The following is a 23,991-nucleotide window of genomic DNA, read 5'->3' on the forward strand; positions in this document are numbered from 1 at the left end:
GCCGCCGTCCCGGCGCCGGTGGCCGATGCGCCGACGGCGACTACACCGGCTGGGGGCTGCACGTCTGGGACGGCGCCGCCACCCCCACCGACTGGGCCGATCCGCTGCCGCCCGCCGACCGGGACGACTACGGCGTCACCTTCCGGGTGCCGCTGACCGACGACGCGACCGGGCTGAGTTACATCGTCCACCGGGGAGACGACAAGGATCTGCCGACCGACCAGCGGTTCGACTTCGACGCCGTCGGCCGCGAGGTGTGGCTGCTCGCCGGTGACCCGCAGCGGCTGCTGCCACCGGCACCCGGCGGTGCCCGCCGCGACCTCGACCTGACCGCCCAGCGGGCCCACTGGATCGACCGGTCCACCGTGGCCTGGGCTACCGGGCCGACCGACGGCAGACGCTACGACCTGGTCTGGGCACCCGCCGGCGGGCTGCGGGTCGACGGTGACGACCTCGTCGGCGACCACCGGTCGATCCCGCTGACCGCGCGGCGCAACGGGCTCACCGAGACCCAGCGGGCGGCGTTGCCGCACCTGTGGGCACACCGCGCCTTCACCGTCGATGCCTGGGACCGGGCGACGCTCGCCGCCGCGCTGCGCGGCCAGGTCGTCGTCACCGAACGCGACCACGAGGGCAACCTGTTGGCGGTCACCGGCGTGCAGACGCCGGGCGTGCTCGACGACCTGTACGCCGCCGCGACGAAAGCCCCGCTCGGCGTCACCTTCGCCGGCCGGCGACCGACCCTGTCGGTCTGGGCACCGACCGCCCGGACCGTCGCGTTGGAGCTGTTCGACACGCCGACCGCCGAGCCGCAGACCGTGGCGATGCGCCGCGACGACCGCACCGGCGTCTGGTCGGTACGCGGTGAATCGTCCTGGCGGGGCCGCTACCGGAATGCGGGCCAGCGCTCCGGCCTTCAGGCCGGGGGTGGTGGCCCGCGCTGGGGGGGCCGCCAGGGCCCGAGCAGTGCTCTAACCTGGCCGGGTCTGCTGCTCGATGTACTGCGTCACGATGCTCGGTGGCGCGCCGCAGGCGGAGCCGGCGAGGTACGAGCCCGACCAGAGAGTTTGTTGGCCCGGTGGTAGTGGCGTGCGAGGTCGGGAATTTCCTGCCGGGGGCGGCGCGACGGGACGCCCTTGAGTGAGTTGACCAGGCGGGCCACGGCGACTTCGGGTGGGTGGTCGACCAGCAGGTGGACATGGTTGTGGCCGCCGTTGAACTCGACCAGTCCGGCCTCGAAGTCCGTGCACACGTCCCGCATGATCTGTTTTCACGCGGGTCAGGTGCCGGTCGGCGAACACCGGGTGCCGGAACCTCGTCACGAAACCAAGTGGACATGCATCGCGACAACGCAGTGCCTGCCGGTACGGCCACCTTCGACTTCTGGCGTAGTCAATACCACCGGCTGCTCGACGACGGCACCGTCGCCACCTCCACCTGCTGCGCCAACACCGCACCGGAACACGCCATGATGGGCCGGCTGGTCGTCGACTCGGTGGTCACCTGGGCCCGGGCGTACAAGGTGGACGGCTTCCGGTTCGACCTGATGGGCCACCACCCGAAGGCGAACATCCTGGCGGTACGCCGGGCGCTGGACCGGCTGACCGTGGCCCGGGACGGGGTGGACGGCCGGTCGATCCTGCTCTACGGCGAGGGCTGGGACTTAGGCGAGGTCGCCGGCGACGCCCGGTTCGTCCAGGCCACCCAGGCCAACATGGCCGGCACCGGGGTCGGCACGTTCACCGACCGGCTGCGTGACGCGGTGCGCGGCGGTGGCCCGTTCGACGCCAACCCACGGGTGCAGGGCTTCGCCTCCGGCCTGTTCACCGATCCGAACGGGGATCCGGTCAACGGCAGCCGCGCCGAGCAGCAGACCCGGTTGCGCCACCAGCAGGACCTGATCAAGGTCGGGCTGACCGGCAACCTGGCCGGGTACTCGTTCACCGCTGCCAGCGGCGATCGGGTGACCGGCGCCGACGTCGACTACAACGGCTCACCGGCCGGCTACACGGCGGCACCGGGGGAGGCGGTGACCTACGTCGACGCCCACGACAACGAGATTCTCTACGACGCGCTGGCGTACAAGCTGCCGGCGGGCACGTCGGCGGCCGACCGGTCCCGGGCCCAGCTGCTCGCCCTGTCGACGGTGGTCTTCGCCCAGGGGACCGGGTTCGTCACCGCCGGCAGTGAACGGTTGCGGTCCAAGTCGTTGGACCGCAACTCGTACAACTCGGGGGACTGGTTCAACCAGATCCGCTGGGACTGCGCTGCCGGCAATGGATTCGGCGCCGGGCTGCCGCCGACAACGCCGACAAATGGCCGTACGCCGGACCGCTGCTCGCCGACCCGGCCCTGGTGCCGGACTGCGCCACGATCGAGGCGACCGCCGCCCGGTACGCCGAACTGCTGCGAATCCGTGCTTCGTCACCGGTGTTCGCCCTGTCCACCGCCCGCGAGGTGCAGCAGCGGGTCAGCTTCCCGCTGGCCGGGCCGGCCGAGACCCCCGGCGTGATCACCATGCGGCTGCGCTCCGCCGGCCTGGACCGGCGGTGGGGGTCGGTGACGGTGATCTTCAACGCGACTCCGCAGACCGCCCGGCAGCGGCTGCCCGAGCTACGCCGGGCCGCCGTCGAACTGCACCCGGTGCTGCGCGACTCGGCCGCCCCGGTGAGCCGGCAGGCCAGCTTCGACGCCGCCACCGGCACGTTCACCGTGCCGCCGCGTACCGTGGCGGTCTTCGTCGGGCCGACCTGACGGCCCACCGGATCGGCACCGGTGCCGATCCGGTGCAGATCGGGGCCGACAATGGTCGGGGCGGGCGTGCGTCAGGGCAGCCGGGGGCCGGCGTCGCGCTGCGCCGCCAGCCAGGCCTCGACCTCGTCGGCCTGCCGGGGCAGCCCGGCCGACAGGTTCACCGCGCCGGCGGCGGTGACCAGCACGTCGTCCTCGATCCGGATGCCGACGCCGCGCAGCTCCTCGGGCACCAGCTCGTCCTCCGGCTGGAAGTACAGGCCGGGCTCGACGGTCAGCACGTACCCCTCGCCGAGCTCGCCGTCGCGGTAGCGTTCCTTACGGGCGTACGAGCAGTCGTGCACGTCGATGCCGAGCATGTGGCCGAAGCCGTGCAGCGTCCACCGGCGGTAGACGGTCGACTCCTTCTCCATCGCCTCGTCCACGCTGACCGGCAGCACGCCCAGCTCGGCCAGGCCTTCGGCGAGCACCCGCATGCAGGTCTGGTGCACGTCGCTGAACTTCACCCCCGGCTTGATGTAGTCCATTCCGGCCTGCTGCGCGGCGTAGACGATGTCGTAGACCTGGCGCTGCAGGGCGGTGAACCGGCCGGACACCGGCAGGGTCCGGGTCACGTCGGCGGTGTAGAGGTGGTGCCCCTCCACGCCCATGTCCATCAGCAGCAGGTCACCCGGACGGGTGACGCCGTCGTTGCGTACCCAGTGCAGGATCGTCGCGTGCGCGCCCGCGCCGACGATCGATCCGTAGCCGACGTCGTTGCCGTCGTGCCGGGCCCGCAGCGCGAAGACCCCTTCCAGCAGCCGTTCGGCGACCGGTCGGTCGGCCGGCAGTACCCGGGCCACGTCCTCGAAGCCGCGGACCGTCGCGTCGATCGCCGCCTGCAGCTGGGCGACCTCCCACTCGTCCTTGACCAGCTTCGCCTCGGCGATCGCCGAGGCCAGCTCGCGGTCGCGGGCCCCGGCGTCGTCGCCGCTGTCGTACGGCAGCACCGCCGCGTCCACCCGCGGGTCGAAGCCGCGCAGCACCCGGGTCCGGGCGGGCGCGCACCCGGCCAACGCCTGCGGCAGCTCACTCAGCGGCGCCGTGCGCAGGCCCAGCTCGGTGGACTTCTCCGCCAGGGTGCGCCGCCGGCCCACCCACAGCTCGCCGTCGCGGCTGCGGAAGAACTCGTCGTTGTCGCGCGACGACCGCTGCCGGGTGTAGAGCACCGCGTCGTGTCCGTCGCCGGTCGGGTGCAGCACCAGCACGCTGTCCGGATCGTGGTCACCGGTCAGGTAGACGAAGTCGCTGCCCGGCCGGAACGGGTAGTCGGTGTCGTTGGCCCGGGTCTTCTCGGTGCCGGTGGGCACCACCAGGGTCTCGCCGGGGAAGGCGTCGGCGAGGGCGGCACGGCGGCGGGCGTGGTTCGGCACCTCGGCGCGCGGGGCGAGCGGCAGCGTGTCGTCGCGCCAGCCGGTGCGCATGAACTCCAGGAGCTTCTCCGGGAAGTCCGGGTCGTGCGACTCGGTGCGCGGCTGCTCGGCGGCGACCTCGGCGGTCGTCTCGGTGCCTTCGGCGGTCATCTCGGTGCCGGTGGCTCCGGCCCGGTCCGGTGCCGTGCCCTCGGTCTGATCGTGTGTCACTGCGTCCTCCCCACGGTTGGGCGTACTCGACGGTACCGCGTGACCGGCTCGTGAAAAGATGTCTGCCATGTGCGGACTCCTGGCCTTTTTCAGCGCCCGCGGCGACGCCGGCGCACACCGCGACGCGATCGCCCACGCGTTGGAATGCCTGCACCACCGTGGCCCGGACGAGACCGGCGTGGAGGTGATCGGCGACCCGACCGGCCGGTGGGCGGACGCGGTGTTCGCGCACAAGCGGCTGGCCATCATCGACGTGGCGTCCAGCCAGGAGCCGCTCGCCTACGCCGACGGCCGCTACCTGCTCACCTTCAACGGCGAGATCTACAACTACATCGAGCTGCGGGACCAGCTGGTCCGGGAGTTCGGCGCGCAGTTCGCCACCGCCGGTGATGGTGAGGTGATCGTCGCCGGATACCACTACTGGGGCGAGAAGGTGCTGCACAAGCTGCGCGGCATGTTCGCCTTCGTGATCTGGGACCGGCAGCGGCGTCGCGCGTTCGGCGCCCGGGACTACTTCGGCATCAAGCCGCTGCACTACCTGCAGACCCCGGACGGCATCTACCTGGCCTCGGAGAAGAAAGCGCTGCTGCCGTTCTCCGCCGCCGCGGGTGCCGGCGACGCCGGGGTGGACACCGCGAACCTGTCGCACTATCTGACCCTGCAGTACGTGCCCGAGCCGCGCACCCTGCACTCCGGAATCAGCCGGATCGGCTCCGGGGAGTGCCTGACCTGGTCGCCGCCGGCGCTGGACCCGACGACCGGTGGGCCGGCGCCGGACCCGGCCGGTGGTGTACAGGTCCGCCGCTGGTACCAGCCGATCTTCCGGCCGACGCCGACGCCGGACCCGCAGCGGCTGTACGACGAGATCCGCGAGACGCTGCGGGAGAGCGTACGCATGCACATGCGGGCCGACGTGCCGGTCGGAGCGTTCCTGTCCAGCGGCATCGACTCGACCGCGGTGGTGGCGCTGGCCCGCGAGTTCAACCCGAACATCCTGACCTTCACCGTCGGGTACGACGTGTCGGGCTACTCGGAGATCGAGGTCGCCCAGGACTCGGCCCGGCACCTGAACGTGACCACCATCCCGACGAAGATCGGGCCGCAGGACATGATGGAGGCGCTGCCGCGCATCGTCTGGCACCTGGACGACCCGGTGGCCGACCCGGCGCTGGTGCCGCTGTACTTCGTGGCGCAGAAGGCCGCCGAACACGTGACGGTGGTGCTCTCCGGCGAAGGCGCGGACGAGTTCTTCGGCGGCTACACCATCTACCGCGAGCCGCTGTCGCTGGGCGCGGTGCACGGACTGCCGGATCCGATGCAGAAAGGGCTGCGTGCCGTCTCGAAGGTGATCCCACAGGGGGTCAAGGGCAAGAGCTTCCTGGAACGCGGCACCACCCCGATCGAGGAGCGCTACTACGGCAACGCGCGGATGTTCACCGAGGAGGAGAAGCGGCACCTGCTGCGCCGCTACGACCCGTCGGTGCGCTACACCGACGTGACCGCGCCGATCTACGCCGAGTGCGCCGAGCTCGACGACGTCACCAAGATGCAGTACGTCGACCTGTACACCTGGCTGCGCGGCGACATCCTGGTCAAGGCGGACCGGATCTCGATGGCGCATTCGCTGGAGGTGCGGGTGCCCTTCCTCGACAAGGAGGTCTTCGACGTGGCCGCGAAGATCCCGGTGGAGCTACGGCTGCCGCCCCGCTCCGACGCCACCAAGTACGCGATGCGCCAGGCCCTGCAGGCCGTGGTGCCGCCGGCCATCGTGAACCGCCGCAAGCTCGGCTTCCCGACCCCGACCCGGGTGTGGCTGCGCGGCGAGATGTACGAGTGGGCCCGGCACATCTTCGCCACCTCGGGCGCCGGTGACCTGCTCGACCTGTCGTACGCGATGCGGCTGCTCGACGAGCACAAGCGTGAGGAGGCCGACCACTCCCGCAAGGTGTGGACGGTGCTGGTGTTCTGCATCTGGCACGCGATCTTCGTGGAACGTTCGCTCGACCCCGGCATCCGGCGCAACCAGTCGGCGCTGCTCACCAAGCCGGTGGTCGGGTCGATGGTGGCCTGACCCACCGCGGTCCGCGTCGCCGGGACTACCGAGTCACGCGTCGACTCGACCTGCGAGGCCACGCACCGACCGGGCCCGGCAGCGTTTGCGCTGCCGGGCCCGGTCAGGTGGGGATCTGCCGTGTGCGGCGGTGGATCAGCTCGCGGAGCAGGCCGTCGACGGTGTGCCGGGGCTGCCGTTGGCGACGAAGCCGAACGTGGTCGACCCGCTCGGCGACAGCGACCCGTTCCAGGCCGCGTTGCGGACGGTGACACTCGATCCGCTCACCGTGTGGGTGCCGCTCCACAGGCTGTTGATGGTGACCCCGCTGCCGAAGTTCAGGGTCGTGGTCCATCCGCCGATGCTCGCGGAACTGTTGTTGGTGACCGTCACCTCACCCTGGAATCCACCGGACCAGGAGCTGGTGGTCCGGTAGGTCGCCGAGCAGCCGCCGGTGGGCGGGTTGCTGGTCGGCGGCGCGGTGGTCGGGGGCGCGGTGGTCGGCGGGGCCGTGGTGGGCGGCGGAGCGGTGGTCGGCGGCGGGGTCGGGTTCGGGTTGCCCCCGATCCCGGTGACCTCACCGTTGCCACCGTCGAACGTGACGTCCGAGCAGCCGAAGAAGTTCTCCTGGCTGTCCGAGCGGACCCACCGCGAGTAGATGATGTGCCGGCCGCTCTTGTTGCTGGGCAGGTTGCCGCTGAAGTAGTAGTGGCCGTCGTTGGTGCCGACCGCGCCCCGCTGCGGCGGGTTGGTCACCGTCAGGAACGGCGTCGCTTCCAGGTCGCTCCAGGCCAGCGCGCGGTTCGGGCTCCAGCTGTCCTTGGTCACGTAGAAGTAGAACGTGCCAGGGTGGTGGGCCCAGTTGCTGTACTTGAACTCCATCCGGGCACCGGCGGTCAGGTGGGTCAGCGGCCAGTCGTTGCGGGCCAGGTTGTATCCGGAGAAGCCGGAGTTACCACCGCTGCACAGCTGTCCGTCGGGGATGAAACCGGTGGTGCGGCCACCCGCGTCAGAGCGCAGCACGCTGAACCAGTTGTACAGCGAGTTGGCGCCGCTCTGGGCGACGGCGGCCGAGCAGGCCGGGTTCTGCGGGATGATCTGGCCGGTCTGCGACAGACCGTCGACCCAGCAGAGGTAGGTGCGGCTGCCCGGTGCCATGGCGGCACCGTGCGCGGAAGCCGCGTTGGGGGTCACCACCGTGAGCAGGCCGGCGGTGAGCGCGGAAGCGGCGGCGACTACCGCCACTCTGCGTAGAGCTTTCACCGAGACTCCTTCGTGAACCGGTCCACGGCGCGGGACGGACCCCGGGCCGGCGGACAGGGCGATGGGTTCCGACATAACGGAACGTCAGGAAACATGAGGAGGAACGGCGCCGGCCGGCCGTGTCGCGGACGCGGTTGACCGACGTGCCGTCCGATGGACGTCTAGCGCGCTCGCGCAGCTCCCGGCGAGTCCGAAGGACAGCGAGTTGCCCCCACGCTGTCCTGGTAATCGATATCCCACCATACATCGATCGGAAGTGCAATAGTCGCTGCTCGATGTGCGGCGCGGGGTGCGGGGTGGTGACCGGTGCCCGGCCGCCGACCTGGCAGACTTCGGAGCGGCGAAACTGCAGGTGGGAGGAGATCCATGCGGTACGCGGTGGTGCTCGGCGAGGCACTGATCGACCTGCTCGACGGCGAATGCTCCGGCCAACCGGTCTACCGCCAGGTGATCGGCGGGGCACCGCTGAATGTCGCGGTCGGCGTCGCCCGGCTCGGCGGCGCGGTCGAGTTCGCCGGGACCCTCGGCGATGATCCGCTCGCCGACCGGATCCGCGACTTCCTGCGTACCGCCGGGGTCGGCGACCGGGCCATGGTCACCGTGCCCGCGCCCACCACCCTGGCGGTGGCTACCTTCACCGGCGCCGAGCCGGACTTCCGCTTCTACGGCGACCCGCCCTCGTACGGGCTGCTCGAACCGGCCAGCCTCGACGGGAAACTGGTCGGCGACGCCGCCGTGCTCTACTGCGGCTCCATCGCGCTGCTGTGCGAGCCGACGCTGACCGCCGCCCGACAGGCCTGGGCGGGCACCGGCGGGCTGCGGGTGTTCGACCCCAACGTCCGGCCCCGGCTGCTGCCCGACGCCGCTTCGCTGGCTGCGTACCGGCAGGTCGTCGCCGGCTTCGCGGCAACCGCCGACCTGGTCAAGCTGAGCGCCGCCGACGCCGAGGTGCTCTACGACGGTGCCGACCCGGTGACCGCCGCCGCGCTGCTGCACGATCTCGGCGCCGGCGCGGTGGTGGTCACCCGGGGTGCGGACGGCGCCCTGGTCAGCGCCGGCCGCGAGGCGCTGACCGTGGCCGCCGCGACGGTGGCCGCGGTCGACGCCACCGGTGCCGGCGACTCGGTGATGGCCGCACTGATCGCCGAACTGCTCGGCACCGGGCTGCCGGCCGACGCCGCCGGCTGGGCCGCCCTGGTCGGGTTCGCCCTACAGGTGGCGGGGCTGGTGTGCGAGTCACCGGGCGGCGCGGTGTCGATGCCCACCCGGGCGGCCGTCGCCGAACGTTTCGGCTGACCTTTTGCGCCCGGCTGACCTGGTCGTCGCTGACGTTGGCGTCGAGACCGGGTTGGCAGCGCGTGCACCCGGTCGGCGACCTCGGTGACAGTCGGCTCCATCCAGGTGGGAATCCACGTGGGACCCAGGTTTCGTGGACATCTCACACGAGTATCGCTGGAACCTTGACCGGTGTATGTGAGCGCTAACCGGATGAGGCTCCGGTCGCGGTCGCGGCCGCGTCTGGGGCTCGCGTGCAAGCGTCCGTCGGCCGCCACGCTCCCCGCAGCTCGTCCACACGCAGGCCTAGTCCAGTCCGGATCGGGCTCGTACCGGTCCGCCTCGCCAGAGTTGTCAGACGGTGGGTTGCGGCGACCGCCCGGATCTCGGCCATGGTTGGCGCTCACTGCGTCGGACTTCGACGCCGCCTCGCGTACATCACGGCCGGCGTGTCCGCTGCTGCGGGTGCCTCCGGAAATGGGTCGACGGACAGATTGTCCGTCGACATTTATGGAACTGTGGTAAGTTACCAGGATGATAAGTATGCGCTGGTATGAATACTGATAAGCCTTGATACTCGGGGCCTCTTGGCGCTGAAGTGCTGAGTGCTTAGAGATCCACAAAGTCTCCGCGTCACCCATGGGGCATCCGCTCGTTGTGGTACGGACCGCTGCGCCGTGCGGTAGGGGTGCCCAACGTTGGGAGAAGAATGGGAGCGTTTGGATTCCAAATCCATCCCGATATCGAGGTCAATAACGTCTTGGAGGATCTGAGAATCCGCAATTTCACGGTTGAACTGGATCAACCGGAGGGAGCGATTGTCTGCGCCAAGGGTTGCCATCAGAGAAGTGTAAGCTGGCGCCCGCAGAACGCCGAGAGGTATGCCAAGAGACTTCTGGATTGGGCTAACTCGCTAGACTGTCGGCGGCGCCCCAGAAGGGTGCGGAAGCGGAATTGGAGGCTTGGATCCCATAGGGAGCTGGTGCGGGAGTGGAGGTTAGAGTCGTCTTGCGAGTCGTGCCCCGATGGTGGAGCTCCGGCTTGCGGCCAGTCGAGGCCGAACTGCACGCAGATGCAAAACACATCTTGGAAGGGATCCTCGGGGTTGCGGATGCCGCTAAGGTCGCAGATATTTCGACCTCCAGTGACGCTGTCGAAGGGGTCATCGAAGTCGAGGCCTTCGTCGAGGCGGAGACGGAAGGTGCTGCAGTCGACCGGCTCGTGAGTGATTTCCTCATTGCGGCGCGTGCTGTTGAGCGCAGTCAGCCAGGTGTTCGTCGTCCGATCGGCTATCGCATACAACGTATCTACGTAGAGTATTCTAGTGGTCAGTTTTCTCGTGGTGACGGTGGTGATGTACCGCGCGGCGACGATCGTGGTGCTGACTCGATGCGCGGTGCATTTCTTGATGGGCAGATTGGTGGCCGATGGGACATAGCCCTGCCGGACGCCGATGATGCCGCAAGAAGACCGCAACCGACGGATGGTAATGGGATCTATAGGGGCGGTAGAGATCGCAGGTTGAAGCCACGTTATCGGGTGGAATCTGGCGTGAGGTGGCATCCCACGTCGGCGCGGCCACCGGGTATGTGACGCAGTCCTGCTAATAGCTCACGGCAAACGTGACGAGTTCCCGGTCACCCGTGAACAGGTGACCGGGAACTCGTGTGCGTTGTCCCCGTTTCGGCCGGTGGAGTGGAATCCGTCGGTGGCCATGGTCTGGCCGGACGAGGACGCGCTGGCCCGGCCGGAGTCGTCGTCCGACGGTGACGCCGGCTACCGTCGCAGGATGCGCGGTCTACGCGACGACGTCGACATCCGACAGGTCACCGAATGGGTCGCCGACGCCCGCCGGATCGTTGCGTTGACCGGAGCCGGCATCTCCACAGACTCCGTCGGCCACGCCGCGTTGGTCGAGTGGGAGCGCGCCGGCAAGCTGGCTGCGATCGTCACCCAGAACATCGACGGGCTGCATCAGCGGGCCGGCAACTCACCGGACACCGTGATCGAAATCCACGGCACGTTGTACGAGGCCGAATGCCTCGGCTGCGCCGACCGTACGGGCATCCAGGAGGTCCTGGACCGGGTGGCCGCCGGTGAGGACGACCCGGCTTGCCGGCACTGCGCCGGCATCCTCAAGACGGCGACGATCTCGTTCGGCCAGTCGCTGCACGGACCGACCCTGCGGCGGGCGGCGCGGGCCGTCGCCGACTGCGACCTGATGCTCGCCGTCGGCACCTCGCTGACGGTGCAGCCGGCCGCCGGGCTGGTCGAGATCGCCGCCGAGTCCGGTGCCCGCGTCGTGATCATCAACGCCGCGCCGACCCCGTACGACACGATCGCCGACGCGGTGGTGCGCGAGCCGATCGGTACGGTCCTGCCGGCTCTTGTCTCGGGTTGAGCGGCTCTCGAGATGAGTGGCTCTCGGGGTGAGCGGCGGCAGAACGTGCGCAGCACCTGCGCGGCCGGATCCGGCTGGTCGCCGGAGACCGGTCCTGGCCGGGCGAGACGGGTGACCTGCTGGTCATCCCGGATGCCCGGCACGCGCTGTACGCCGACGAGGACTCGGCGGTGCTGTTGACCGTCGCCCGCTGACGGCGGTGTCGGCGGCTCAGCCTGCCAGCATCCCCGGCCCGAACACCTCGTAGCCGATCCGCTCGGCCGGCATGCCCCGGCGCAGCAGCTCGCCACGAACCTGCGCCATGAACGGCACCGGCCCGCACAGGTGCGCGTACGTGTCCGGTGCGAGCGGGATCCGTGCCGGATCGACCCATCCGGGGTGGATCGTCGCCTTCAAATCGGGGAGCCCGCCGTCGGTGGCGTCCTCGTACCACAGGTGTACCGACAGGTTGGGCATCCGCTGCTGGAGCTCCGGCAGCTCGTGGCGCAACGGGTGCGCGGCCGCCGACCGGTCGGCGTGCACCAGCACCACCTCGCGGGCCGGCGCGACCGCGCCCAGCTGGGCGAGGGCGGCCATCGCCGGGGTGACGCCGATCCCGGCACTGACCAGCAGCAGCGGCACGCCGAGCGCGCCGATGGAGCTGACCTCGCCGAACGCCGGGCTCAGCCGCAGGACGTCACCGACGGCGGTCCGGTCGTGCAGCTGGCTGGAGACTGTTCCGTCCGGTGCCGGCGACCCGGCTGACCCGCCCGCCGCGCCGGCCCCGCCCCGGAGCCGTTTGACGGTGATCCGCCAGGTCGCGGCGCCGGGACGGCCGGACAGACTGTACTGGCGGATCTGCTGACCCTGGCCGCCGGCCAGATCAACCGCGACCGAGACGTACTGGCCGGGGGTGAAGGTGGGTGCCGGGTCGCCGTCGGCCGGGGCCAGGATCAGCGACACGATGTCGGCGGTCTCCGGAATCCTCTCGACGATCCGCCACGGCCGCCAGCCGGCACCGGCCCGCAAGGGAAGGCCGGCGACGGTGTACAGCCGGGCCTCCCGGGCGATCAGCTCGCAGGCCAGTAGCCAGTAGACCTCGTCCCACGCCGCCGCGACCTCGGGCGTCACGGCGTCGCCGAGCACCTCGCCGACGGCGGCGAGCAGATGGCGTCCGACGATCGGATACTGAGTGGCGGTGATGCCGAGGGAGGCGTGCTTGTGTGCGATCCGGTCCAGGATCGGCGCCCAGGGCAGCGTGCTGCGCCCGGTCAGGTGCTCGGCGTAGGCGACCACCGCGGCGGCCAGCGCCGCCTGCTGGCGGCCGGTCGCCTGGTTACCCCGGTTGAACAGATCCAGCAGCTCCGGATGGGCGGCGAACATCCGCTGGTAGAACCGGCTGGTGATGGCCTCGCCGTGGGTCTGTACGACGGGCAGGGTCGCGGTCACCACCGCTGCTGAGGACTTCGAGAGCACGGTCACTCCTTTGGGGATCGGACGGGTACGACGCCACTAAACAGGAATCTGTGACTCCTCTTTTAGGGCCATTGGTCCCGAGCCCCGATCACACCGCGCCGGGCCGGGCCGTTCACGCCGGGCCGTGCCGTCTGCCGTGGCTGACTAGGGTCGGGACGTGAAGCTCAACCGGTCCACGGACATGGCGTTACGGGTCGCCATGTTCACCGCCGCGTCTCGCACCCGTACCACGGTGGACGACCTGGCCGCCCGGCTCGCCCTGCCGCGCAGCCACGTCGCCAAGGTGGTGCAGCGGTTGCAACGGCTCGGCGTTCTGGTCACGGTGCGGGGCCGGGCAGGCGGCACCGCGTTCGTCCCGGCCGCCGCCGAGATGACCGTGGCCCAGGTGGTACGGGCTTTCGAAGGCGACGGTGAGGTTGTCTCCTGCGACCAGCCGGCCTGCCCGCTGCGCGCCGACTGCCGACTGCGCGTCGAGCTGCGCCGGGCCCGAGCGGCCTTCCTCTCCGCGCTCGACGAGGTTCGCCTCGGTGACCTCGTCGACGCCGACGCGGGTCCGCTGCCCGCCCTACTCACCATCGACTCCGGACCGCCGTCGCCGGCTCCCGTCGGTCGCGCCGAGTGCGGTCAGGCCCGGTTGGACAGTTCGGCGTAGCCGCGGACGACCGCGGTGCCCGCCGCCTGCGGCCCGAACGGTGCCCGCGCGGCGACCTGTTCCGGCGGCGCCCCGTCGGCGTGCCCGTCGCGGATCAGCCACTCCAACGCCACCAGGTCAGCGTGCTGGGCCCGGACGAAGTCGACGCCGACGCAGGTGCCGTGGCCGGGCACCACGACACTGGCCGGCCCGAGGCGCCGCAGCACCGCCGCGAGGGTGTCCGGCCACTCCAGCGGGTAGGCGTCGTCGAACGACGGTGGGGCACCCTGCTCGACCAGGTCACCGGCGACCAGCAGGTCCGCGTCCGGGACGTGCACCACCAGGTCGCCGACTGTGTGCCCGCGCCCGGGATGCCACAGCTCAACCACCCGGCCGCCCAGGTCGAGCGTCGCGGCGCGGGTCACCGTACGGTCCGGTGGGTGGACCACCGCGTGGCTGAGCTGCTCGGCCAGCTGCGGATCGTGGCCGATCATCTCGCGGTACGCCTCGTCGCGGACCACCTCGACCGGGCGGGCCAGCAGCCGGGCCGCCTCCTGGTGGGCCCACACCGGCGCGGGCGGATCCCCGGCGGCCACCTGGTTGCCGAAGCAGTGGTCGAAGTGGTGATGGGTGTTCACCACCGACCAGGGCAGGTGGGTGATCCGCCGGGCCGCCTCGACCAGCTCGGCGGCCTCGGCCGGCGTACTGCCGGTGTCGACGAGCACGGCGGCGGCCGCGCCGACGACCAGCGTCGAGTTGACGTCGAGCCGGGGTCGGCGCAGCACATACACCCGGTCGCCGACCTCGACGAACCGGGCACTCATCCGGAGACTGCCCGCTCACCGGTGGGGTCGTCGCCGGCCCGCGGCGCCGGCGTGCGGTCGAAGGCCCGCTCGACGAACCGGTGCCGGTCGACCAGGGCCCGCTCGATACGGCCCTGCGCGATGGTCGTGCCCGCCTCGAACACCACCACCTCGAAGACCAGCCGCCGCCCGTCGACCTCGGTCAGCCGGGCCAGCGCGGCCACCGTACGGCCGACCGGCGTCGCCGCCCGGTGGTCCAGCTCGACCCGGGTGCCGACGGTGGTCATGCCGGGTGGCAGCCCGGTGGCGGTGGCGGCGACCGTCGCCGCCTCGGCCAGGGCGAGCAGCCGCGGGGTACCGAGGACCGGTACGTCGCCCGAGCCGACCGCCTGGGCGGTGTCGGAATCGGTCACGGTCAGCTCGACCCGGGCGGTGGCACCCGGGCGGAAGCTGTTCTCCGGCGTGTGTCCCATGACCAATCAGCCTAGGTGCTCGACCTGTGTCGGACCACGAAAGCCGGACCGCGCGCCGACGGTGCTCTGCCGGACCGCCATGGTGAACGGGGTCCGCACATCGTACGGCGGCCGGGGCGGACGCCCTTCGATCCGGTCGACCAGCCGTCGGACCGCCAGCCGGGCGATCGCCGCCTTGTCAGGGGAGATACTGGTCAGGCTCGGGTTGGCGTACCGTCCCTCCTCGATGTCGTCGATCCCGACGACCGCGACGTCCTGCGGGATCCGCCGGCCGGCGTCGGCGGCGGCGCGCATCGCGCCGAGCGCGATCAGGTCGTTGTACGCGAGGACCGCGTCCGGTGGCTCGGTGAGGGTGAGCAGCCGACGCATCGCGGCCGAGCCGTCGGCCCGGCCGAACCGGTCGGTGACCACGGTCAGTTCCGGTCGGTCGGGCAGCCCGGCGGCGGCGATGCCCGCCCGGAAACCGCGCAGCCGCAGCTGCGCCGACTGTCGGTCGTCGTGGCCCCGGGCCCCGATGAAGGCGATCCGGCGGCGGCCGAGCGCGACCAGGTGCGCCACCGCCGCGCGGCTGGCCGCGACGTTGTCGATGGCGATGTGGTCATGCGGCACGTCGGAGACGCCCTCGCCGATGAGGACCAGCGGTAGCGCGTCGCGGCGGGCGAGCACCTCGGCGCGGCCGATTCGCACCGGGCTGAGGATCAGTCCGTCGACCACGTGCCGGCGGGAGCCGCCGAGCAGCGCCAGCTCCGTGTCGGGGTCGGCGTCGGTGCTCTCCATCACCAGGGTGTAGCCGAGGGCCGCAGCCTCCCGGATCGCCGTCTCCGCCAGCTCGGCGAAGTACGGGTTGGTCAGCTCGGGAATGGCCAGCGCGATCAGTCCGGTCCGGCCGCGCCGCAGGTGCCGCGCGCTGAGGTTCGGGGTGTAGCCGAGTTCGTCGATGGCCTGCTGCACCCGGCGTCGGGTGGGTTCGGCCACCGGCCGGTAGCCGTTGACCACGTTGGAGACCGTGGCCAGTGAGACGCCCGCGCGCTCGGCGATGCTCCGCAGACTGGCACCCATCCGTCGATCCTGGCACACATCGACGGGCGGAGATTGACGGCGGTCGACCGGGCGTCTATAACGTTATAAACAAACCTCGACGTGCCTCGATGCGTTCCCTGATCCGATCCCGTCCCCGGCCCGTCCACCGATGGAGACGACATGCGATCGCCCCGTACCCGTTGGACCGCTGTTGCGGCAGCGACCGCAGCCGCCGGCCTGCTCGTCGCGCCCTCGGCCGCCGTCGCGGTGCCCGCCCGCCCCGCGCCGCTGACCACCCCGTGGACCGCCGAGGCGCTCACCGGTACCCCGCTACCCGAATACCCCAGACCGCAGATGACCCGCCCCGACTGGCGCAACCTCAACGGCGAATGGCAACTGCGACAGTCCACCACCGACGACGCTCCACAGTTCGGCGTCGATCTGCCCGAACGGGTCAACGTGCCGTTCCCGGTCGAATCGGCGCTGTCCGGCATCGGCCGGGCCGCCGACGACGACCGGCACCATCTGACCTACCGGCGCACCTTCACCGTTCCGCGCAGCTGGACCGGGCGGCGGGTGCAGCTGCACTTCGGAGCCGTTGACTGGCAGGCCACCGTCTGGGTCAACGGCAGGCGGCTCGGCGATCACACCGGCGGTTACGACGCCTTCAACTTCGACATCACCAGCGCGCTGCGCGACGGCCCGAACGAACTGATCGTCGCGGTCTGGGACCCGACCGACAGCCGGCAGCATGGCAGCCTGCCACCGATCGGCAAACAGACCCGTACCCCCGGCGGCATCTTCTACACCCCGGCCTCGGGCATCTGGCAGACCGTCTGGCTGGAACCCACCCCGGCCACCTCGATCAGCGACGTCGACCTGCGCCCCGACCTGGCCAGCGACACCATCCGGATCCGGGTGGCCACCCGAGGCGACACCACCGGCCACACCGTCCGCGCCGAAGCCCTCGCCGGAGCCACCGTCGTCGGCACCGCCACTGGCGGCTTCACCGAGTTCGCCGTACCGGTGCCGGACGCTCGCCGCTGGTCCCCGGACGACCCGTACCTCTACGACCTGCGCGTCACCCTGCGGGACCGCAACGGCCGGGCCGTCGACCGGACCACCCACTACTTCGGTATGCGGGAGGTCGGCGTACGGACCATCGACGGGGTACCGCGACCGACCCTCAACGGCGAGTTCGTCTTCCAGCTCGGCACCCTCGACCAGGGCTACTGGCCCGACGGTGTCTACACTGCGCCGACCGACGAAGCACTCGCCTTCGACCTGCGCAAACACAAGGACCTCGGGTTCAACATGGTGCGTAAGCACATCAAGGTCGAACCGCAGCGCTGGTTCTACCACGCGGACCGGCTCGGCCTGCTGGTGTGGCAGGACATCCCGTCGATGACCGCCCAGGACATCGACCCGGCCGACGCCCAGCAGGCCCAGTTCGAGGCCGAGGCGCGCCAGATCGTCAACGAGCACCGCAACTCGCCGTCGGTGGTCGCCTACGTCGTCTACAACGAAGGCTGGGGCGAGCGGGCCCTGGCCGACACGATCCGGGTCGGCCAGGCCGTCAAGGACCTCGACCCGACCCGGCTGGTCAACACCCACAGCGGATACAACTGCTGCCAGTCGCTGGGCAGCCCCGGCAACGGCGACATGGACGACTGGCACGTCTACGTCGGCCCTGGAGCCCCGGCGCCGACCGGCGGGCGGATCTCCGTGCTGGGCGAGTTCGGCGGCCCCGGACTGCGGGTGCCGGGCCACGAATACAGCCCGAACGGCAACTTCCAGGCGTACGAGTGGCAGCCGACCCCGACAGCGTTGACCGACCGCTACGTGGGGCTAATCCAGGGCACCGCCAACCTGATGATCGGCCGAGGCTTGAGCGCCGCCGTCCACACCGAGATCACCGACGTCGAGGGTGAGCTGAACGGCTTCCTCACCTACGACCGGCAGGTGGTCAAGATGGACGAGGCCCGGGTACGGGCGGCCAACCTGGCGCTGATCGCCACCTCCCGGGCGCTGCCGCCGCGTACACCGGTCGCCCTGCCGCTGGATGCCCGCCGGTCGCTGCGCGTCACCACACCCGGTTTCACCGACCGCTACCTGCGCCACCGCGACAGCCTGGCCTACACCGACGTGGTCACCGCCGACAGCCCGCAACTACTCAAGGACGACGCGACGTACGTGGTCCGGCCCGGTCTGGCCAACCCGGACTGCTACTCGTTCGAGTCGGTCAACTTCCCGGGCCAGTACCTCCGACATGCCAACTCCCGGGTCCGAACCTCGCCCGACGACGGCACCGCGCTGCTGCGCGCCGACGCCACCTGGTGCGCCCGGCGCGGCCTGACCGGATCTGATGTCTCGCTGGAGTCGTTCAACTATCCGGGTTCGTTCCTGCGCCACTACGCCGCCGAGATCTGGCTCAGCGACGGCGCCGGTGGCCCGTCCTGGAACTCGCCGACCAGCTGGGCCGCCGACGTCACCTGGGACGTCGACCCCGCCTGGGCCCCGTAGCGGGGCCGCCGATCGTCCGGTCGCCGACATCGAGCGGAGCGCTATCCACCTCATGCCACAGTCGCAATCGGATAGCGCTCTCCTCGACGACCACCACATCTTCCCAGCACGGTCAGGGGGGTTCGCACAAACTTGCACGGGTGGACCACCGCGCCTAGCCGTTCCAACACCAACTGTTCGAGGTCACGGCGTTGGCCACAGATCTTGCTGTAGTCCGAGGTCCAGCGGCTGCCGCCGGCCGGTGCGCCGGTGATCGTCCGGCAGGTGCTGCGGTGCAGCACAAGGTAGCTGGCGGCCGGGTAGCGGTGGGTGTTGAGCACTAAGCCGTCCGGGTGCCGGTCGATTCAGGCGAGGTAGCCGGAGTCGTCGTCAACGAACATTTCTACACCCGCTGGTACATCGAACGCACCACCGCGCCGCTGGTCGCCCTCCGACCGGGCCCGCCCCGCGACCCCGGTGGCTTCGGGGTCGGGTCCGTTGACTGCCCGTCCGCCGTCGACGGCGAGGACGACGCCGTTGACGAATCCGGCGGCGGGAGACAACAGGAAGGCGACAGCGTCGGCGACCTCCTGTGCGGTACCGACCCGGCCGAGCGGATGCAGTGCGGCCATCTCGGTGTCCACTTCGGGGTGCCGGGCACGGTACCGCTCGAACCGGTCGGTGGCGATCGAGCCGAGCGCGACAGCATTGGTACGGATGCCGGCTGGCCCGTGATCCACCGCTATTGCCCGGGTCAGACCCTCGACAGCAGCCTTCGCGGTCGCATAGGGCAGCGCTCCGCGGACTGGGCGCTGCGCCTGGTGGGACGAGACGTTGACGATGGCCCCGCTACGCCCGTGCGTCAGGAAGTGGTTGACCGCGACATGGCAGCCGGTGACCGCTAAAGCCAGGTTGGTGGAGATCAGGTCCAGGATCCGGGCCGCAGACGCGTCATCCATACCCGCGTCACCGAAGACCGCGGCGTTGTTGACCCAGCCGAGCAGCGGACCGGCGGACTCGGCGGCGGCCGCCGCTCGTCGCCCTGTCTCGGCGTCACGGGCGTCGCCGGTGATCAGCATGACCCGTTCGTGCTGCCAGCTGAGTTGACCGGTGACGTCCACGACGACAACCTGCCCCTCGTCGGCCAGGCGTTCGGCGATCGCGCGACCGATGCCCCGGGCACCTCCAGTGACCACATACGACGGCCGCGTCACCATGCTCGGATGCCTCCTGCTTATCCTCGGTCCTCGTGCGCAGCGAGGAGTGGATTCGATGATGGTCCGACTTGGTCTCTTTCACGAGCCAGATTTCCGGCGGTTCTTCGGCGCGACCGTCGCCGGTCAGCTCGCCGACCGGTTCGTCTACCTCGCGCTGCCGCTGGTGGCGATCCTCTGGCTGGACGCGGACGAGTTCGCGGTCGGCGTGCTGACCGCGATGACCACGGCCGGGTCGCTGCTGATCGGGCTGCCGGCGGGTGCCTGGGTCGACCGGTGGCGCAAGCGCCCGGTGATGGTCAACACGGATTTGCTGCGAGCCGCGCTGCTGATGACGCTACCGCTGGCCTGGTGGGCCGATGCGCTGTCGATCTGGCTGCTGTACGCGATTGCTCTCGGCCACGGACTGCTGACCGTACTGTTCGAGGTCGGATACACAAGCTATGTCCCTACGTTGGTCGGTCGTGACCACCTGGTCGAGGCGAACAGCAGGATCGCTGCGGTCCGTTCCGCCGTCAGCATCAGCGGCCCCGGTCTGGCGGGTCCCCTGGTCGGCTGGCTCGGTGCACCGCTCACGCTGATCGTGAGCGCCGCCGGGATGCTGTTGTCCGCGCTCGGCATGCTGCGAATCCGTACCGTCGAGGTGGTGCGGCCGGAAGCAACCGATCGGCAGCTGATCCGGGAGGTTGCCGAAGGACTGCGGTTCGTTCTCGGTCATCGGCTGCTGCGGCCGATGCTGTTCACCGACGGCTTCTTCAGTCTCTTCCTCGTCGTGTACCAGACGATGCTGCTGGTCTTCCTGGCCCGGCAGCTGGATCTGAGTACGTCCGGCATCGGCTCGGTGCTCTCGGCGATGGCCTGCGGTGGGTTCGTCGGCGCGCTGATGGCCGGCCGGCTGATCGCCAGGGTCGGCCCGGGTCCGGCGATCTGGCTGGCGCCGCTGTGTACCGCTCCGGCCGCCGCGCTGCTGCCAGCAACAAGTGTCGGCTGGCCGACCTGGCTTGCTGTGGCCGGGCTGGCACTGCTGTCCTTCGGCGGGGTGGTCCGGCTTGTCGCGCAGGCGGGCCTGCAACAGAGCATCACTCCGGATCGGCTGCTGGGCCGGATGAGCGCCACGGTCCGCTTCGTCCAGTGGGGCAGCATGCCGGTCGCGGCGCTGCTCGGCGGTGCGCTCGGCGGCCTGTTCGGGGCGTCGGCCGTACTGTGGATCGGTACGGCCGGGATGACCGCCGCCTTCCTGCCGGCCCTGCTGTCGCCGCTGCGGGCGACGTACCGGCTGCCGGCGAGCGAGAGCGCCGCAGCTCAATAGGACGACCCAGGCTTGGCTCCAACCGCGAGGGCGGAGTCAAGCCTGGGTGATCCGGCCTACGGCTGACTCGGCGCTGTCCGATGGCTCAAGGCTTCAGGGTGGCAGCCGTCGACACGAAGGACCGCCACGCGGTCGGTCCGAAGGTCAGCATCGCGCCGTCGCGGTCCTTGGTGTCCCGCACGAGGACGCGCCCGGTGATGTTGTCGGCCACCTCGACGCAGGCCCCTGTGTCGGACTTGGTGCTCTTACGCCAACGAGGCTTGGTCAGGTCCATGTCTCTCCCGCCTTCGTGATCAGTTCGAGCGACTGCGCGCAGGGTAGAGCGTACTGCCGGATCGACTCCCAGTCGCTCTCCAGGCTCGCGGTGCGGTCGGGCGACTCCACCACCCGGCCTTCCTGGTGGCCTTCGAGGAAGCCAACTGTGCGACCCTCAACCGAGGCCAGGACGATCGGGCCGTACATCCCGACATACGCCGGGGTGGCCAGTGGCACCACGTGGATCTGTACATTCGGTCGATCGCCCATCTCCGTCAGTGCTTTGAGCTGTTCGCGCATCACTTCCGGCCCGCCGGAGGTGCGGCGGATCGCCATTTCGTCGAGTATCACGACCAGGCGGCACGGGCTGGTGGTTCGGGTGATGATCTCTTGCCGGTCCAGCCGTGCCGCGAGCGTCTGTTCGACGTCCTCGGCCGGGACGTTCATTGCCGGCAGGAGAGCGCGTGCGTACGCCTCGGTTTGCAGCAGTCCGGGGATCAGCGTCGGATGGTAGACCCGCAGCAGGGTCGCCCGACCTTCGTACTCGACGAACGGCCGGTACCACACGGGTGTCCAGTCGCCCCGGACGAACTCCCGATAGAACCTGACCAGCGCGGTGCCGAACACCTTGTCGACGGCCTTCAGGTAGTCCGGCAGTGCGGGCCGCTCGCCGCGCTCGATGGCACCCACGTGCTTCGCCGAGAAGTGGATCCGGTCGGCCCACGCATCCTGGGTCAGCCCGAACGACTCGCGCAGCCGGCGTAGCTCCGATATCAGATAATCGCTCCCAGCCATAGACCTTCACATCCCCCAAATCGCTCGAACTTGTTGATCTTTTGCTGGCCTGGACAGCACGTGCATTCCCTGGGCCTAACGCCTTCTTCCATTGAGCATGGTCAGCGATCCAGGGTGGAACTCAGCAGAAAGATACACGCTGTTCGTAATCGATCCGAGGGGGTAATGATGATCAGAAACGACGGGATCGGTGGGCCCCGGACGACCCGACGCGAGGCGGCGACCCTACCTGGTCACCGGAGCTGGCCCGAGTCGTCCATGATGCGAACTCCACCGCCCGGACCCACATCCCGAACCGCACCACCGGGGAGTGTCACCGGTGCGGCGGCATCCCGGCACCGTGTCGACCGTTCCTGCGGGCACTCGCCATTCTGGACCGGTGGGACGCGAGCTCCGCCCGGCGCATCCGGGCTGTGCTGCACCTGTCCGGGCTGATGCCGGCCGGCGAGCCGGACGACGACGGTGACGGGTGACCCGGCGACCGGCACCTGCGGTGGACGCGGCTCGCCTCGCCCGCCGGGATCGCGGCGGCCGACGCCGCGGACCTGGACTGCCGCTTGTGCGGCGGCATCCTGAAGGCGGCGATGATCTCGTTCGGTCAGTCGTCGCACGGACCAAACCTGCGCCGCGCGGTGCGCGCCGCCGAACGCTGCGACCTGCTGCTCGCCCTCGTCCACCAGTTGATCTAAAAGGATCTGGCCGGTATATCGACCACGACTCCTTTTAGATCGACGGCTGCGGCGAGGGCGGATCGGCTGGCGTGCTGCGGGCGGCGCGGGCCCGGTCGCTGAGCTCCGCCGCCAGCCACCACGCCTCGGCCACGTCCCGGTCCTTGGCGGCGGCGCTCGGCCCGCCGGCGGTGTCGGCGTACACGGTGGCCAGCCCGAGCAGCCGCTGCAGCGGCCCGCGCACCACCCGTACGCTCTGCATCCTCGCGTACGGCACGACCAGCATCTGCCGGGTCAGCAACCCGCTGCGGACACTGAACACGTCGTTGGCAAGCCCGGCACCGAGCTTCGGCTGCACCAGCGGGTTGAGCCAGCGGGCCCGGCGCGGCGGCGGCGTCATCGGCAGCGCGTCGAGCGCGATTCCGGGCAGCACGTCGGCGAGGATGTGGTTCGCGGTGGGCAGTACGCCGACCGGCAGCAACTGGTCGGACTGGGTGCCGCCACCCTGCCCGTCCGGTGCGGCGTAGCCGGCGACGTGCAACCGCAACCGCAGCCACCTCTTCCCCCGCCACAGCAGCGGCCAGGTCGCACCGATCGCCTGGATCCGGTGCAGCGGTACGGTCTGCGACCGGGTCTCGGTCAGCCCGTGCCGGACCCGCAGACCCACCTCGTCGCGGGCCAGCCGGAAGTTCCAGTCGCTGAGCACCCGCCGGATCGGCTGCAGGATCACCCCGGCGGTGGCGGTCAGGGTGCTGGCGACCGCCACGAATGACCAGGTGGCGTCCATCGCGAACTGGGTGATAACGAACGCGACACCGAACGGCAGGAACATGGTCTGCGGGGTGAGCAGTTGGCTGATCAGCAGGTCCCGGTTGACCACGGTGTGTAGTAGCCGGCCGGGTGGCGGCGCGGACGGGTCGGGCAGGCCGGCCGGGGTGCCGTCCGGCAGCGGTGCCGTCCCGTCGGGAGCTGCCGCGTCCGGGGCCGGCTTGGCGCGGCCGGCGAGCGCCAGCAGCCGGGCCCGCAGCGTGGCGGCGTCGGCGACGGTCAGATATGCCAGCGGCGCCTCGGTCTGGCCACCGCCGACCACTTCGAGCCGCAGTTCGGCCAGGCCGGTCAGTTGGGCGAGCAGCGGCCGGACAACCTCGACCGCCTGCAGCCGCTCCAGCGGGATGGCACGGGTCCGCCGCCACAGCAGACCTTCGTGAATCCGCAGCTCACGGCCGACCACGTGGTAGCCGGTGTTGTACCAGCTGATCACCGCCACCGCCAGGTAGCCGAGCAGGCACAGCACGACCAGCAGCGCGAAGCGACCGAAGCCGACCCGGCCGAGCGTCTGCCAGGACAGGCCGGCGATGATCACCACGAGGGCCCTGCTGCCCTTGAGGATCGGGCTCAGCGGATGCAGCCGCTGGCGGGGCTCCTCGACCGGACCGTGCGGCGGGTACGGCTGGCCCGGTAGCGGGTAGGCCTGTCCGGGCAGCGGGTACGGCGGCGGGACCGG

Annotated in this window: 17 protein-coding genes and 3 pseudogenes; 8 read left to right on the plus strand and 12 right to left on the minus strand. The window is 70.5% G+C overall.

Translation table 11 applies throughout. The features are described from left to right. Positions 1-32 precede the first annotated feature (32 nt). Positions 33-890: pseudogene (locus O7543_RS02425) on the plus strand (pullulanase-associated domain-containing protein); the annotation flags it as partial. Positions 891-971: 81 nt separating this feature from the next. Here the strand turns inward: O7543_RS02425 and tnpA are convergent. Further along, a pseudogene (gene tnpA, locus O7543_RS02430) lies at positions 972-1,342 on the minus strand (IS200/IS605 family transposase). Between the two features lie 54 nt (positions 1,343-1,396). Here tnpA and O7543_RS02435 point away from each other — a divergent pair. Next, positions 1,397-2,754 (plus strand): annotated as a pseudogene (locus tag O7543_RS02435) (alpha-1,6-glucosidase domain-containing protein); the annotation flags it as partial. A 71-nt stretch (positions 2,755-2,825) separates the two neighbouring features. On the opposite strand, the gene O7543_RS02440 reads toward O7543_RS02435, so the two are convergent. Beyond that, entirely contained in the window at positions 2,826-4,313 is a 1,488-nt protein-coding gene (locus O7543_RS02440) for an aminopeptidase P family protein (protein ID WP_281567473.1), read from the minus strand. 127 nt (positions 4,314-4,440) lie between these two features. On the opposite strand from O7543_RS02440, the gene asnB reads away from it, so the two are divergent. Then, positions 4,441-6,444: an asparagine synthase (glutamine-hydrolyzing) gene (gene asnB / locus O7543_RS02445; RefSeq protein WP_281555390.1), complete on the plus strand. Its 2,004-nt coding sequence runs from the start codon at positions 4,441-4,443 to the stop codon at positions 6,442-6,444. Positions 6,445-6,579: 135 nt separating this feature from the next. Here the strand turns inward: asnB and O7543_RS02450 are convergent, their stop codons facing one another. Next, the gene (locus tag O7543_RS02450) at positions 6,580-7,629 is read right to left on the minus strand and encodes a lytic polysaccharide monooxygenase (protein ID WP_281567474.1); all 1,050 of its coding nucleotides are present in this window, start codon (positions 7,627-7,629) and stop codon (positions 6,580-6,582) included. A 423-nt stretch (positions 7,630-8,052) separates the two neighbouring features. Between O7543_RS02450 and O7543_RS02455 the strand changes: the two genes are divergently transcribed. Further along, a complete protein-coding gene (locus O7543_RS02455) occupies positions 8,053-8,982 on the plus strand; it encodes a carbohydrate kinase (protein WP_281567319.1) in 930 nt (309 codons plus the stop codon). An 819-nt stretch (positions 8,983-9,801) separates the two neighbouring features. Here the strand turns inward: O7543_RS02455 and O7543_RS02460 are convergent. Continuing rightward, positions 9,802-10,437, minus strand: a complete 636-nt coding sequence (locus O7543_RS02460) for a hypothetical protein (protein ID WP_281567320.1) — start codon at positions 10,435-10,437, stop codon at positions 9,802-9,804. 196 nt (positions 10,438-10,633) lie between these two features. Between O7543_RS02460 and O7543_RS02465 the strand changes: the two genes are divergently transcribed. Next, positions 10,634-11,362, plus strand: a complete 729-nt coding sequence (locus tag O7543_RS02465) for a Sir2 family NAD-dependent protein deacetylase (RefSeq protein ID WP_281567321.1) — start codon at positions 10,634-10,636, stop codon at positions 11,360-11,362. 210 nt (positions 11,363-11,572) lie between these two features. On the opposite strand, the gene O7543_RS02470 is transcribed toward O7543_RS02465, so the two are convergent. Continuing rightward, on the minus strand, positions 11,573-12,823 hold the full coding sequence (locus O7543_RS02470) for a globin domain-containing protein (RefSeq protein ID WP_281555386.1): 1,251 nt from the start codon (positions 12,821-12,823) through the stop codon (positions 11,573-11,575). A gap of 151 nt (positions 12,824-12,974) precedes the next feature. Between O7543_RS02470 and O7543_RS02475 the strand changes: the two genes are divergently transcribed. Continuing rightward, positions 12,975-13,469, plus strand: coding sequence for an Rrf2 family transcriptional regulator (locus tag O7543_RS02475; protein ID WP_281567322.1), 495 nt, complete (start codon positions 12,975-12,977; stop codon positions 13,467-13,469). Here O7543_RS02475 and O7543_RS02480 read toward each other — a convergent pair. From O7543_RS02480 to O7543_RS02490, 3 genes are read right to left on the minus strand one after another with little or no spacing between them, the layout of a single operon-like run. Beyond that, positions 13,442-14,272 carry an MBL fold metallo-hydrolase gene (locus O7543_RS02480; protein WP_281555384.1) on the minus strand — a complete coding sequence of 277 codons (831 nt, stop codon included), beginning with the start codon at positions 14,270-14,272 and terminating at the stop codon, positions 13,442-13,444. The two genes, O7543_RS02475 and O7543_RS02480, sit on opposite strands and share 28 nt — an antisense overlap. After that, positions 14,269-14,724: a hotdog domain-containing protein gene (locus O7543_RS02485; protein WP_281555383.1), complete on the minus strand. Its 456-nt coding sequence runs from the start codon at positions 14,722-14,724 to the stop codon at positions 14,269-14,271. The genes O7543_RS02480 and O7543_RS02485 overlap by 4 nt, the downstream gene beginning before the upstream one ends. 6 nt (positions 14,725-14,730) lie before the next feature. Then, positions 14,731-15,783 carry a LacI family DNA-binding transcriptional regulator gene (locus O7543_RS02490; RefSeq protein WP_281555382.1) on the minus strand — a complete coding sequence of 351 codons (1,053 nt, stop codon included), beginning with the start codon at positions 15,781-15,783 and terminating at the stop codon, positions 14,731-14,733. Between the two features lie 141 nt (positions 15,784-15,924). On the opposite strand from O7543_RS02490, the gene O7543_RS02495 reads away from it, so the two are divergent. Next, positions 15,925-18,267, plus strand: a complete 2,343-nt coding sequence (locus O7543_RS02495; RefSeq protein ID WP_281567323.1) for an AbfB domain-containing protein — start codon at positions 15,925-15,927, stop codon at positions 18,265-18,267. Positions 18,268-18,611: 344 nt separating this feature from the next. On the opposite strand, the gene O7543_RS02500 is transcribed toward O7543_RS02495, so the two are convergent. Continuing rightward, a complete protein-coding gene (locus O7543_RS02500; protein WP_281567324.1) occupies positions 18,612-19,463 on the minus strand; it encodes an SDR family oxidoreductase in 852 nt (283 codons plus the stop codon). A gap of 55 nt (positions 19,464-19,518) precedes the next feature. Between O7543_RS02500 and O7543_RS02505 the strand changes: the two genes are divergently transcribed. Continuing rightward, positions 19,519-20,769 carry an MFS transporter gene (locus tag O7543_RS02505; protein ID WP_281567325.1) on the plus strand — a complete coding sequence of 417 codons (1,251 nt, stop codon included), beginning with the start codon at positions 19,519-19,521 and terminating at the stop codon, positions 20,767-20,769. 85 nt (positions 20,770-20,854) lie between these two features. On the opposite strand, the gene O7543_RS02510 is transcribed toward O7543_RS02505, so the two are convergent. The 3 genes from O7543_RS02510 to O7543_RS02520 form a co-directional block, all read right to left on the minus strand. Next, positions 20,855-21,043: a DUF397 domain-containing protein gene (locus tag O7543_RS02510; protein ID WP_281555380.1), complete on the minus strand. Its 189-nt coding sequence runs from the start codon at positions 21,041-21,043 to the stop codon at positions 20,855-20,857. Further along, entirely contained in the window at positions 21,034-21,819 is a 786-nt protein-coding gene (locus O7543_RS02515) for a helix-turn-helix transcriptional regulator (RefSeq protein WP_281567326.1), read from the minus strand. Before O7543_RS02515 ends, O7543_RS02510 begins: the two co-directional genes overlap by 10 nt. Positions 21,820-22,542: 723 nt before the next feature. After that, complete coding sequence (locus O7543_RS02520; RefSeq protein ID WP_281567475.1) at positions 22,543-23,970, minus strand: PH domain-containing protein; 1,428 nt, start codon at positions 23,968-23,970, stop codon at positions 22,543-22,545. Between the last annotated feature and the right edge of the window lie 21 nt (positions 23,971-23,991).

Source organism: Solwaraspora sp. WMMA2080, assembly GCF_027497395.1.
GTDB lineage: Bacteria > Actinomycetota > Actinomycetes > Mycobacteriales > Micromonosporaceae > Micromonospora_E.

Bases quoted from the DNA above. Each gene is read 5' to 3' on its own strand.
- O7543_RS02440 (WP_281567473.1), bottom strand. From the start codon at position 4,313: ATGACCGCCGAAGGCACCGAGACGACCGCCGAGGTCGCCGCCGAGCAG.
- O7543_RS02455 (WP_281567319.1), top strand. From the start codon at position 8,053: ATGCGGTACGCGGTGGTGCTCGGCGAGGCACTGATCGACCTGCTCGAC.
- O7543_RS02495 (WP_281567323.1), top strand. From the start codon at position 15,925: ATGCGATCGCCCCGTACCCGTTGGACCGCTGTTGCGGCAGCGACCGCA.
- O7543_RS02515 (WP_281567326.1), bottom strand. From the start codon at position 21,819: ATGGCTGGGAGCGATTATCTGATATCGGAGCTACGCCGGCTGCGCGAG.
- O7543_RS02510 (WP_281555380.1), bottom strand. From the start codon at position 21,043: ATGGACCTGACCAAGCCTCGTTGGCGTAAGAGCACCAAGTCCGACACA.
- O7543_RS02485 (WP_281555383.1), bottom strand. From the start codon at position 14,724: ATGGGACACACGCCGGAGAACAGCTTCCGCCCGGGTGCCACCGCCCGG.
- asnB (WP_281555390.1), top strand. From the start codon at position 4,441: ATGTGCGGACTCCTGGCCTTTTTCAGCGCCCGCGGCGACGCCGGCGCA.
- O7543_RS02505 (WP_281567325.1), top strand. From the start codon at position 19,519: ATGATGGTCCGACTTGGTCTCTTTCACGAGCCAGATTTCCGGCGGTTC.
- O7543_RS02490 (WP_281555382.1), bottom strand. From the start codon at position 15,783: ATGGGTGCCAGTCTGCGGAGCATCGCCGAGCGCGCGGGCGTCTCACTG.
- O7543_RS02480 (WP_281555384.1), bottom strand. From the start codon at position 14,272: ATGAGTGCCCGGTTCGTCGAGGTCGGCGACCGGGTGTATGTGCTGCGC.
- O7543_RS02500 (WP_281567324.1), bottom strand. From the start codon at position 19,463: ATGGTGACGCGGCCGTCGTATGTGGTCACTGGAGGTGCCCGGGGCATC.